Raw genomic sequence first — 12788 nt, forward strand, 5'->3', positions numbered from 1 at the left:
GTTTTATTTGCGATAGACAAGATGTGTAGACGATTCAGCTCAAACGTCACCTTCCGCAAAAGCGGAAGGTCTAAAAGTAACAAAGCTTTGCTCTAAACTTCACTTTGCAATCATACGCTTACGAGACTCCCTGCTTACGCAGAGGGTGACGATGCTCTCAATACCGTCTCCTTCTGCAAAAGGAATAATTGGATCCTGTTTTATTTGCGATAGACAAGATGTGTAGAAGATTCAGGTAAGCGGGAGGGTTTCAATCAAAGTCTTGGTATAAAGCACACAACATTCTACAGATTCAAAGAACTTGAAACAAAGCGCTTACTGTTTGGCACGTTATTTAGACCCTCCGCTTTCGCGAAGGGTGATGTTCTTTCGAAAACTTAGAGTTGATCCGAACCTCATCCTTTCCATTCAAGTTGTGCTTAGTAATCAGCATGTCCTGGGGTGCGTGGGAAAGCAATGACATCACGTACGTTTGCTAATCCTGTAACATAGCTTACTAAACGCTCAAGGCCTAAGCCAAAACCTGCGTGTGGCACGGTACCATAGCGACGCAAATCTCTGTACCATTGATAACTTTCTTTATTTAGATTACATTCCTCGATGCGTCTGTCTAAAATGTCTAAACGTTCCTCACGTTGACTTCCACCAATGATTTCACCAATTCCGGGTGCTAGGACATCCAAGGCAGCAACTGTTTTTCCATCGTCATTAAGACGCATATAGAAACCTTTGATTTCTTGTGGATAATTAGTCAATATGACTGGTTTTTTGCAATGTGTCTCTGACAGATAACGCTCATGTTCCGATTGTAAATCGAGCCCCCAGCTGACTGGAAAATCAAAAGGTTGTTCGCTTTTTTCCAAAATTTTAATGGCATCAGTATAAGTCATAATTTCAAAATCAGATTCAACAAGATGCTCCATACGCTCAATACATCCAGGCGCAACAAATTGATTGAAAAAGTCCATATCATCCGCACGCTCTTCGAGAACCGCTTTGCATAAATAACGCAACATGGATTGACTTAATTCGCAAATATCGGGTAATGCCGCAAACGCAATCTCAGGTTCCACCATCCAAAATTCGGCTAAATGACGACTGGTGTTTGAATTTTCTGCGCGGAAAGTTGGGCCAAAGGTGTAAACCTTGGACATGGCCAGACAATAGGCTTCTACATTTAATTGCCCAGAAACGGTAAGGAATGTTTCTTTACCAAAGAAATCCTTGCTAAAGTCAATTTGACCGTGTTCGGTTTTAGGCACATTAAGCAGGTCTAAAGTAGATACCCGAAACATCTCTCCGGCACCTTCGCAATCGCTTGAGGTAATAATGGGTGTATGTATCCAAAAAAAGCCTTGTTCGTGGAAAAAACGATGTATGGCTTGGGATAAACAATGGCGAATTCGTGTAACCGCGCTAATTGTATTAGTGCGCGGGCGTAAATGGGCTACTTCACGTAGAAATTCAAGTGTATGGCGTTTTGCTTGGATAGGGTAAGTATCAGGATTTTCTACCCAGCCAACAACCGTGATATGTGCTGCTTGAATTTCAAAAGTTTGCCCTTTTCCTTGGGAGGCGACTAACTTACCTGAGACAATTAATGAGCATCCGGCAGTAAGTTTAGTCACTTCATTTTGATAGTTCGTTAAACTATCGGTGGCTACGACTTGAATGGGAGAAAAACAGGAGCCATCATGTACACTGATAAAAGATAGGCCTGCTTTTGAATCACGCCGGGTTTTTACCCAGCCTCTAACTGTAACGTGTTCATCAACGCTGATTTCACCATCCAAACATTGTCTTATGGTAAAAACTTCGGTCATTTTTTAACTCCTAATTATAGATATACTTCGCTCACTCATAAACTACGACTTTAGCCTGTATGTTTTGATTTAGAAAAAGCACAAGTGTATTTGCATTACTTAATAGAAAAATTTGCAAGCACAGCGTGGTTAGATGGTGCCAAAATCGCGATTTATGACCCTGCGAAGTATAGATACCTTTTACTAAAAATGAGATGATACACTGGGCCTATTGGCATTTCTACTATCTTGATAAAAACGAATGTATTTTCTGGTTTTTATGAGCTATAAAAGCAAGGGTTAAGCGTAAATATCAAGGTTTATTTTACAATTCGTTAAGTCAAAATGCTTTTTCTAAGTTAAATAGTAAAAGTATTAACAGAAGACCCTATTGAGGACGTATTATGTTGCAAAAGATATTATACCTATTTTTGTTTTTTTATTCTTTTGGGGTTGCCGCGAATGATACGATTTTAAAATTATACAGACCTTATGGTGATGCGGAGAATCAAGCTGTTCCGAAAATAAAAAGTTCGCTTAGAGGAGAATGTTATTCTCAATCGCAATTAATTGTACGTGAAGACGCATGGCGTTGCATGGCTGAGGGTAAAACTTATGATCCATGCTTTGTTAAAGCAGGTCCCAATAGAACTACAGCTTTATGCCCTCAATCTCCTTGGGTAGGAGACAGTGTGCAAATCATGGTAAAGCTACCTTTGAATAATGAGCAGAATAAGACCTTGGATATGTCGCATACTTATCCTTGGGCAATAGAATTAACGAATGGCGAATATTGTCAAGCAATCAATCCAGGTAAAATTTATGACAAGATGCCGGTGCGTTATAAGTGCGGTAAAAAGAATTACTTAGTCGGGCATTTACAACGATGTAGAGCTACTTGGAGCATTCTTGAAAAAACTCCTTCAGGGGTTGTTACTGTAGAACTAAGTAAAGCTTGGTTCTAAATATTGATAGTATTTTATGAAGTCTCAGGGCTCGCTTTTTGAAATGCTTCGAGTGTTAAGCAATGCGTGTTAATTTCATTTATAAGAGGATAATCATCCATTGCGAAGTGAAACCGATGTGCATTATATACTTGAGGGATAAGACAAAGATCTGCTAGAGAAACTGTACTGCCAAAGCAAAAGGGCTCTTGGCGAGGGAGACTTTGTAATGTAGTTTCGAAGGCATCGAATCCAACTTTAAGCCAATGGTGGTACCATTCTGTTATTTGAGTGTCACTAGGTTTAAACTGATGCTTTAATTGATTTAATACTCTTAAATTATTTAGAGGATGCATATCACAGGCAACAATTAAAGCTAAAGATCGAATCATAGCTCTATCTCTAGCGTTCTGGGGTAATAAAGGGGGGGTAGGATAAGCTTCATTGAGATAATCGATAATCGCTAATGATTGGCTTAGAACATGCCCATCGATTTCTAAACTGGGAACCAAACCTTGAGGGTTTATTTTTCGATATTCAAGACTATGTTGCTCTCCTCCATTATTGACTAAATGAACATTCATTTTTTCGTAGTCAATATTTTTCACATTGAGTGCAATTCGTACACGATAGCACGCAGTTGAACGATAATAGTCATAAAGTTTCATGGTTTATATTTTTCCACAATTTGATCTATTGCACCAAAAAGATTATTTCTTTGTTGGTTCAACATTTCAATTCGAATCCTATCTCCAAAGCTCATAAAAGGAGTTTTTGCTTTCCCTTGCTCTATGATTTCCAGCATCCTTCGTTCTGCAATGCATGAGGATCCTTTACTGCGATCTAAATTTGATACAGTACCTGAACCAATTATGGTGCCCGCACTTAACTTCCTCGTTTTTGCAGCGTGTTGAATCAACTCTGGAAAGGAAAACGTCATATCCACACCGGCATTGGGTTGACCAAATAGCTGTCCATTTAAATGACTTAGTAAAGGGAGATGCACGCGCTGCCCATCCCAATCAGAACCTAATTCATCAGGAGTAATCGCAACGGGAGAAAAACTACTGGAAGGTTTAGATTGAAAAAAGCCAAAGCCTTTCGCAAGCTCATTGGGGATTAAATTGCGTAATGATACGTCATTGACTAACATCAATAATTTAATATGCTGTCCTGCTTCTTTATGGTTGATACCCATCGGTACGTCATCAGTAATAACTGCAACTTCCGCTTCGAAATCAATACCAAATGCTTCGTCTGCTACCAAAATAGGATCTCTTGGACCTAGAAAGGAATCAGCACCACCCTGATACATGAGTGGATCAGTCCAAAAATCAGCGGGAAGCTCCGCACCGCGGGCTTTGCGAACCAGTTCGACATGATTAACATAAGCACTGCCATCTGCCCACTGATAGGCACGAGGCAGGGGGGATGTACATTCTTGCGGATTAAAATCAAAAGTATTTTCTATTTGCCCTTCATTAAGTTGCTGATATAGTTCTCGCAACTTTGCTTCTACTGTGTGCCAATGATCGAGTGCATATTGTAAGTTAGGTGCAATTTGCGGAACAGTGATTGCTGCAGTTAATGACTGATTGACTACACATAGTTGCCCATCTCGAGATGATGTCGATTTTAAACTCGCAAGTTTCATAAGATCCTCATTATCAGCCTAGTGACTACGGTCATTAGGAATAGCTAGTGCTCGTTATAGTCCATTTTACAGGCATCAAATGCCTAGATTTGGTAGGCCCCCACCCAGGCTACATTTGATATTTCTAAGTAGATGTTTCTTTCAATGTACCGCGTTTGATTTGGTCTCTTTCAATCGCTTCAAATAACGCTTGGAAGTTACCTTCTCCAAAACCTTGATTTCCTTTACGTTGGATAATTTCAAAAAATACAGGGCCAAAGATATTTTCAGTGAAGATTTGCAGTAGTAAACCATGTTTCGGATCATGCTCTCCATCAATCAGTATTTTTTCTTCATTCAGCTGATCGACGGACTCTTGATGCCAAGGAAGACGATCATGCAACATTTCATAATAAGTATCAGGGACATCGAGGAATTTCACGCCTTGTTTTCTTAAAGTATGAACAGTATGATAAATATTGTTGGTAGTTAACGCGATATGTTGGATACCTTCACCTTTATATTCATGCAAAAACTCTTCAATTTGTGACAAATCATCTTTGGATTCATTTAATGGAATTTTAATTTTTCCACAAGGACTGCCTAAAGCGCGGCTCAACAATCCAGTCATCTTGCCTTTAATGTTAAAATAGCGAATTTCTTGGAAGTTGAAAATCGATTCGTAGAAATGAGCCCATTTATCCATATTGCCACGAAATACATTATGGGTTAGATGATCGATCTTCACTAAACCATTACCTGCTACTTTTTGATTGGATTGATGCTCCCATTGAGTAGAGAAGGGCTGATGTTGTTCATCAACAAAATAAATTACACTTCCACCGATCGCTTGAATGGCTGGTAAGCCATGATGAGCATGCTCACAATCCTCAAATGCTGCAGCTCCATTTTTGAGGGCGTGCTCCAATGCTGCTTTGGCATTTTTAACTCTAAATCCCATTGCACAAGCTCCAGGGCCATGAGTCTTAGCATGGGTTTCTGCTTGGCAATTAGATGCTGCATTGACTATGAATTGAATTTCACCCTGTTGAAACAAAGTAATATCTTGGCTTTTGTGGTTGGCAGTAGCTTTAAAACCCATGTCAATAAATTGTTGGTGTAGACGTGTTTTATCAGGGCCTGAAAATTCTAAGAAAGCAAAACCATCTAATCCGCAAGGGTTATTGTTTATTTGCATTATCTATTACTCCTTTAAAATTATTCGTAAGCGCTCACCTAATGGCGTCAACTTAAGGACAATCTTCGCCTTTAGGCAAATCGTCACCCTCCGCGAAAGCGGGGGCTCAATCAAAAGCCTTACTATAAAAGCACCATTGTTCTAGAAACAAAGCGCTTACTGTTTAGCAAGTTATTTAGACCCTCCGCTTTCGCGGAGGGCGACGCTCTTTCGAAACCGTGAGTTCCTCGAAACCTCATCTTTCCCTTAAGTTGACGTCATTAAGTATTCACCTAATGCCGTCAACTTAAGGACGAATCTTCGCCTCTAGGCAATCGCCACCCTCCGCTTTCGCGGAGGGCGACGCTCTTTCGAAACTGAGAGTCCGTCGAAATCTCATCTTTTCCTTAAGTCATTACCTGAACAGATGCAATTCTATTCTACTGCATCAAACGTAGTGCTTACGTATGGTTTGGTTGTATTAATAATAATCCGTCAGCTATAGGCAACAGACTAATAAACACTCGTTGATCATTTTTAATTAATTCATTGAGTTTTCTTATTTCTCTAGTTTGCCCACCAGTTTCGTTTTCATCAATTACTTTACCATCCCAGAATATATTATCTATAGCGATTAATCCCTGTGGTTGAATCAGTTTTAATGCCATCTCATAGTAATTTACGTAATTGGTTTTATCAGCATCAATAAAAATAAAATCAAATTTTTGCTGCCAGCCTTCGTGAATTAATTCATGCAAAGTATCAAGAGCACGACCAAGTCGTAATTCAATTTTATGGTCCTGTTGTGCTTCTTTCCAGAAAGGATGTGCTTTGCTCGTCCATGTAGTATTGATGTCGCAGGTAATGAGTTTTCCATCGTCAGGTAACATCAATGACATGGCTAAGGCACTATAGCCTGTAAATGTCCCTAATTCTAAGATATTTTTTGCATGAATTAAACGTAAAAGCAATTGAAAAAATTGAGCTTGCTCTGGGGGAATTTGCATATTAGCCAACTCCATTGTGGATGTTTCTTTGCGTAATGCCGTTAAAGACGGATGCTCACGCAAAGATTTATCCAGCATGTAAGTGTATAATTCGGGAGTCAGGCTAATATGCTTCATGTGATCCTTTTACTTTTAAGAGAGTTTCTCTTGAGCCAAATGATCTGCTATTTCGTTAGTGGGTAAATTTTCTTTGGCAGATCGAGCAAAAATTTCCATTAAATGATTATATATTGCATCAATTTGTTCATTAATTTTTTCTTCTGGGTTATGAAGATATTTAGATGCAGCAAAAATTAATCCTCCTGCATTGATTACATAGTCTACCGCAAATAAAATGTTTTTATCATGTAACTTTTTACCATGGTAAGTATGTGCTAATTGATTATTTGCTGCACCTGCAATAATTGTAGTTTGCAGTTGAGGAATTGTAAGGTCATTAATAACTGCACCCAATGCACAAGGGGCAAAAACGTCACAGGGAACTTTGTGAATTTGATCAGTGCTTACAGGTTTTGCTCCAAATTGAGTCACTGCACGTTCAACTGCAGCCGGGGAAACATCTGCAACAGTTAGTTTGGCACCTAGCTCATGTAAATGTTTACACAGCAAAAATCCAACATGGCCTAAACCTTGAACAGTTACATGAATTCCGTTTAGATTGTCTTTCCCTAATTTAAAAGCAACAGCTGCTTGAATACCACGTAGAATTCCTCGGGCAGTGGACGGAGACGGATCACCATCGTATTTGGATAAACTAGCAACATAAGGAGTATGTTCTGCAATGATGTCCATGTCTTTTAATTCAGTTCCACTATCGAGGGCGGTAATGTAACGACCGTTTAATTCTTGAACGAATTTACCGAATTGATGCATGTATTGGATACGATCGAAGGGCTCTCTGGGTTTTATGATAACCGACTTACCACCTCCTAAAGGCAGATTCACAGATGCGGCTTTGAAACTCATTCCACGAGCAAGACGCATGGCATCTTTAAGGGCTGCCTGTGTATTGGGATACTCAATAAAGCGACATCCTCCCAACGCAGGACCTAATTTGGTGTTGTGTATGGCTATTATGGCTTTCATCCCAGTTTCAGGATCTACTTTAAAATGTAAATCGCCAAATCCATGAGAGAGCGCATAATCAAGAAAATCATCATCGGCTATTGTTTGGTTACTATTAGATATATTGTCCACAGACATCATGTTTCGCTCCGATTGAAATACTTGCAGAAGTTATATTCCTATTTTTTAATTAAATCAATGGTACCGTTTAATAATTTGGTATCTTAGGGTTTGCTGATATACACTTATTCGATTATTTATCAATTTGGAGCGTGTCATGCGTCAGATAATTCGAGTGCTGGCTTTTATGGTAGTTACGCCGTTTGCTGTTGCGGGAAATGTTTTGCCACCGCCACCGCCACAACCACAATTAGTTCTTGATAAAATTGATTTCCAACTTTCCGCAAAACAATGGGTGACAACGCAAACTGCATTGCTTGGAGTAACTATTAATGTAACGTTATCCAGTGCGGATCTAGTAAAAGCTCGTGCTGATATTATGGAGCGATTAAATAAAATTGCTAAAGGAGATTGGCATCTCATTCAATTTGATCGTTCACAGGACAGTTCTGGGCTTGAAAAGCTTTATGTACAAGCACAAGCACGAGTAAGCCAAGAAGTGTTGACAGATATTTATCAAAACGCCAAAACGGTAAGCTCGCCTGGTGCTCAGTATGAAATCTCCAGTGTTGATTTCAAACCAAGTTTTGATGAAACACAGGTTGTTTTAACTCAAATTAGGCAGCGCTTGTATCAACAAGTAAATGATGAGCTTGATCGCATTAATAAGGCCTATCCAAACCAAAATTATAGCGTAAGTAATTTGGTTTTTGTTGATGGAAATAATCCTCCTCCTCAGCCAAGACCTTACCAAGCTAAAGAGATGAATACGATGATAGCTGCAGCTGTACCTGCTGCACCAGCGTTGACGGTAAGCAATGAATTAATTTTAACCGTCATTGTTGAAGTTGCATCAAATCGGAAATAATGAGGGAGAATTAATTTGTTTGCTGTAGAAAAAATTATTGGGCATAGGGGCGCTTCTGCTTATGCCCCTGAAAATACCATCGCAGCATTTGATAAAGCATTAGCTTTAGGATGTCATTTCATTGAATTTGATGTGATGTGCAGTTCTGATGGTGAACCTTTTGTCATTCACGACGACAATTTAAAAAGAACGACAAATGGACGAGGGGATGTAGGTATCGTTGATTCAAATTATTTACGCTCCTTGGATGCTGGCTCTTGGTTTTCACGGCGATTTAAAGGAGAACGTATTCCTCATTTTAAAGAGGTTTTAGATTGGTTATCTGTTGCAAATGTGCAAGCCAATATTGAGATTAAACCCTATCCTGGTGCAGAAGAGCAAACAGCAGTAGCGGTAATGAGTCATATTAATCGCTACTGGCCACATGAAAAAAATTTACCTTTAGTTTCCAGTTTTTCTTGGGATGCTTTGGTATTATGTCGAAGTATTGCACCAGAGATGCCCTTAGGTTTACTTCTCCATGTTTGGGATGAACAATGGTCACAAAAAGCAAAACAATTAGCATGTTTTTCCATTCATTTTAATCGCAGAGTTTTAACTAAAGAGCGAGTTAAGGAAATTAAAGCAGAAGGTTATGTGCTTTGTGCCTATACAGTAAATCGCAAACGTTTAGCGCATAAATTATTTGATTGGGGGGTGGATGCGGTTTTTAGTGATTATCCTGACTTATTAGTATGAAAAAAATAATTCATCATTACTGTAGATACCTCATTATTTTTAATTGCTTAGTCGCTTTACTGTGCACTTTTCCAGCGCAAGCAGAACGAGTCGAGCTGGTATTTTGGCATGGAATGGCAGGACATTTAGGCGAAGAAGTCCAAGCACTTGCTCAAGAGTTTAATCAAAGTCAAAGCAAATACTTGATTAAAACCGTATATAAAGGAAATTATGTTGAAACTTTAACCAGTTTTGCCGCAGCATTCAGAGCACATCATCCTCCTGCAATAGTACAAATATTTGAAGTGGGCACTGAACTTATGCTTTCACCTAAGGGTGTCATTAAGCCCGTGGATGAACTCATGCGAGAACAAGGAGTCCGTTTACCTAAAGAAGATTTTATACCCTCTGTTCGTGAGTTTTATAGCAAAAATGGACAGTTGATGGCTTTGCCTTTTAATCTTTCCGTTGCGACTTTGTATTACAACTTGGATATTCTTGCTAAGGTAGGTTATACGCAAGCGAATTTTCCACGTACTTGGCATGAAATGGAGGTATTGGCTAAAAAGTTAAAAAAAGCGGGTTATGAGTGTACCTATACAACGGCTTATCCGGGCTGGGTACTTTTTGAGTCTTTCTTAGCGATTCATGGATTACCCTTAACTCAAAATAACCCTGTTCGTGCTGTTTTTGCTACACCACAATTAGTACGTCATTTTGAACGCTTAAAACGTTGGCATTCTCGTCACTATTTTCGCTACGCAGGGAGAGTCGATGATGCTACTATTTTATTCACCAGTGGAGTTTGTCCTTTGTTTAGTCAGTCTTCCGGTGCTTACAATAGCTTATCTGCTTTAGTTCCTTTCCATCTTGGTATTGCAAGTATGCCTTTGGATACTCAAGTGAGTAAAACAAGGTATGCAAATGTTGCAGGAGGAGCTGCACTATGGGCGGTATCAGGGCAAACAAAGGAACAATATCAAGGAATTGCGCAATTCTTTGCTTTTATAGTAAAACCAGAAACACAAAGACGATGGCATGAGCATACAGGATATCTTCCTATTGGTTTGCAAGGTCTCTATGCGAGTATTCTACAAAGCAGTCATCATCCTACTTTGCTTATGGCAAAGACTGATTTAGAAGGAGAAATACACAACAAATCACTATGCCGCTTCGGTCCACAAAACCAAATTCGTAGTATTAACGATGAACTACTCGAGGCAATGTTTGCTGGATTTATAAGTCCGAGTGATGCATTGCGGGAGTCTTCTATACGCACAAATCATGTGTTATTGCGTTTCATGCAAAATACTGAGCGATAACAAAAGTAAGTAATTTTTTATCGAACTGTTTTTATTTAGAGCGTTATTTAGATAGGGTAATTTATAAAAGGATCGCTCCTATGAAACATTATTTTACAAGTTTGCTGATTTCAGCATACTTGCTTCTATCTTGCCATAGTGACAATATCCCCAATAGAGGTGTGGTAGAGGCGCAGAACTTTATTGACAGCTACACCAAGCAGTATGTACTGCGTTATACGAATGCTCAAAAGGCACGATGGAAAGCGAATATTGAGATAAAACCGGATGATGTTACAAATGCTATGATCGCGCGGAAAGCTGATGAAGCTCTAGCTGTATATATCGGTAGTAAAGATAATATTAAAAGCGCCCGTAAATACCTCGCCCCTCCATATAAGCTAACAAAGATACAAGTAAAGCAATTGGAGCTTATCCTCTATTCTGCTGCTAATAGCTCTCAAGAGGTAGCTGATCTTGTGAAAAAAAGAATAAAAGCTGAGGTTGAACAAATATATAAGTTATATGGATATCAATATATACTGGATGGCAAGAAGATAGGCATTCATGACATAGATTATATTCTTAAAAAAGAAATCATCCTTAATAAGCGTTTGTCCGCATGGGATGCAAGCAAACAAGTTGGACCTACTCTTAAAGCAGGACTTATCAATTTACGCAATTTAAGAAATCAAATAGTACAATCGTTAGGCTACCCTGATTTTTTCACTTATCAGGTAAACAGCTACCATATGAGCACTGATGAAATGATGCAAACTATGGAGCGTTTCATGAAGGAACTTTATCCTCTATACCGTGAGCTGCATACCTGGGTGCGTTATGAACTAGCTAAGCGATATGGTGTAAGCAGCGTTCCTGAGTATCTGCCCGCACATTGGTTGCCAAACCGCTGGGGGCAGGACTGGAGTTCTATATTGAAGGTAAAAGGCATTAATCTTGATGATATCCTTAAAAACAAATCCCCAGCTTGGATTATGAAGTCAGCAGAGAGCCTGTATGTAAGCCTTGGATATCCTAAACTACCGGAAACGTTTTGGAAAAAGTCAAATCCTTATCCCTATCCTTCCAATTCATCGATTAAGAAGAATAATCACGCATCTGCTTGGCACATGGATCTTGATCAAGATATACGTGTCTTGATGAGCTTAGAGTCTAATGTTAAATCGTTCAGGACAGCTCACCATGAATTAGGTCATATCTATTACTACCTTACCTATACTAACAAAAATGTTCCGCCACTGTTACGAAAAGGAGCAAATCGTGCCTATCATGAAGCTATTGGTACCATGATGGGACATGCTGCTCTGCAGAGGCCTTATTTAGTAGAGCGCGGATTGATCGATGCTTCTGTAGGAATAGATAATATGCATACGCTTCTTAAAGAAGCGCTCAATTCTGTCGTGTTTATTTTTTTCTCTGCGGGCACGATGAGCCATTTTGAAAAAGCCATGTATGTTGATAACTTAGCTCCTGATCAGTTCAATGCGAAGTGGTGGGAGCTTGCTAAGAAATACCAAGGAATTGAACCGCCATTTACCAGAGGTGAAGAATATTGCGATGCAGCTACTAAAACACATATCAACAATGATCCCGCCCAATACTATGATTATGCATTGTCTTATGCTCTCTTATATCAGCTGCATAACCATATAGCTAAGAATATCCTGCACCAAGACATTCATGCGACCAATTATTTTGGCCAGAAAGCTATAGGAGACTTTCTAATACATATTATGCGCCATGGTGCTTCTAAAGACTGGAGACAAGTGCTTAAAGAATCAACCAGTGATGAGCTGAGTGCCAAAGCTATGTCAGAGTACTTTCAACCGCTAGTCCACTGGCTGCATGAACAGAATAAAGGAAGGAAATATAGTCTGCCGGAAATTATGGAATAAGTTTATAAATATTACTTATGAATAATAACAACTGATTTGTAAGTGTCTATATCAGTAGGGACGTCTGGATACAAAACTTGAGGCGGATTATATCCCGGGGCATAAGTGTAATGAATGGGAACATATGATGTGCCGACTACAGTAGCTGTAGACACGCAGCTTGTTAGAGGCGGTATTATCACAAATAGGCTACAAGAGATAATCATCTTTATCATAAAATTTTCCTTAAGGCATACAA

11 protein-coding genes are annotated in these 12788 nt (G+C 39.2%); 5 read left to right on the forward strand and 6 right to left on the reverse strand.

All coding sequences use genetic code 11. The features are described 5' to 3' along the window. Positions 1 to 419: 419 nt before the first annotated feature. Positions 420 to 1823, reverse strand: a complete 1404-nt coding sequence (gene asnS, locus Lgra_RS03880; protein ID WP_058497978.1) for an asparagine--tRNA ligase — start codon at positions 1821 to 1823, stop codon at positions 420 to 422. A gap of 383 nt (positions 1824 to 2206) precedes the next feature. Here asnS and Lgra_RS03885 point away from each other — a divergent pair, with 383 nt between their 5' ends. After that, positions 2207 to 2767 (forward strand): hypothetical protein, encoded by a 561-nt coding sequence (locus Lgra_RS03885; protein WP_058497979.1) that lies wholly within the window; start codon positions 2207 to 2209, stop codon positions 2765 to 2767. 14 nt (positions 2768 to 2781) lie between these two features. Here Lgra_RS03885 and maiA read toward each other — a convergent pair whose 3' ends face one another. From maiA to Lgra_RS03910, 5 genes are all read right to left on the reverse strand, one after another. Next, entirely contained in the window at positions 2782 to 3414 is a 633-nt protein-coding gene (gene maiA, locus Lgra_RS03890; RefSeq protein ID WP_058497980.1) for a maleylacetoacetate isomerase, read from the reverse strand. After that, positions 3411 to 4400, reverse strand: coding sequence for a fumarylacetoacetate hydrolase family protein (locus Lgra_RS03895; protein WP_058497981.1), 990 nt, complete (start codon positions 4398 to 4400; stop codon positions 3411 to 3413). The genes maiA and Lgra_RS03895 overlap by 4 nt, the downstream gene beginning before the upstream one ends. 124 nt (positions 4401 to 4524) lie before the next feature. Next, on the reverse strand, positions 4525 to 5577 hold the full coding sequence (gene hppD, locus Lgra_RS03900; protein WP_058497982.1) for a 4-hydroxyphenylpyruvate dioxygenase: 1053 nt from the start codon (positions 5575 to 5577) through the stop codon (positions 4525 to 4527). Between the two features lie 440 nt (positions 5578 to 6017). Next, on the reverse strand, positions 6018 to 6680 hold the full coding sequence (locus tag Lgra_RS03905) for a class I SAM-dependent methyltransferase (protein WP_058497983.1): 663 nt from the start codon (positions 6678 to 6680) through the stop codon (positions 6018 to 6020). Positions 6681 to 6695: 15 nt separating this feature from the next. Then, on the reverse strand, positions 6696 to 7769 hold the full coding sequence (locus tag Lgra_RS03910) for a Leu/Phe/Val dehydrogenase (protein WP_058497984.1): 1074 nt from the start codon (positions 7767 to 7769) through the stop codon (positions 6696 to 6698). Positions 7770 to 7905: 136 nt separating this feature from the next. On the opposite strand from Lgra_RS03910, the gene Lgra_RS03915 reads away from it, so the two are divergent. From Lgra_RS03915 to Lgra_RS03930, 4 genes are all read left to right on the forward strand, one after another. Continuing rightward, a complete protein-coding gene (locus tag Lgra_RS03915; RefSeq protein WP_058497985.1) occupies positions 7906 to 8616 on the forward strand; it encodes a hypothetical protein in 711 nt (236 codons plus the stop codon). Between the two features lie 15 nt (positions 8617 to 8631). Next, the gene (gene ugpQ / locus Lgra_RS03920) at positions 8632 to 9354 is read left to right on the forward strand and encodes a glycerophosphodiester phosphodiesterase (protein WP_058497986.1); all 723 of its coding nucleotides are present in this window, start codon (positions 8632 to 8634) and stop codon (positions 9352 to 9354) included. Continuing rightward, positions 9351 to 10655, forward strand: coding sequence for an extracellular solute-binding protein (locus tag Lgra_RS03925; protein ID WP_058497987.1), 1305 nt, complete (start codon positions 9351 to 9353; stop codon positions 10653 to 10655). The genes ugpQ and Lgra_RS03925 overlap by 4 nt, the downstream gene beginning before the upstream one ends. An 80-nt stretch (positions 10656 to 10735) precedes the next feature. Then, the gene (locus tag Lgra_RS03930) at positions 10736 to 12550 is read left to right on the forward strand and encodes a M2 family metallopeptidase (protein ID WP_058497988.1); all 1815 of its coding nucleotides are present in this window, start codon (positions 10736 to 10738) and stop codon (positions 12548 to 12550) included. Positions 12551 to 12788 lie beyond the last annotated feature (238 nt).

The organism is Legionella gratiana, from assembly GCF_001467695.1.
Taxonomy (GTDB): domain Bacteria; phylum Pseudomonadota; class Gammaproteobacteria; order Legionellales; family Legionellaceae; genus Legionella; species Legionella gratiana.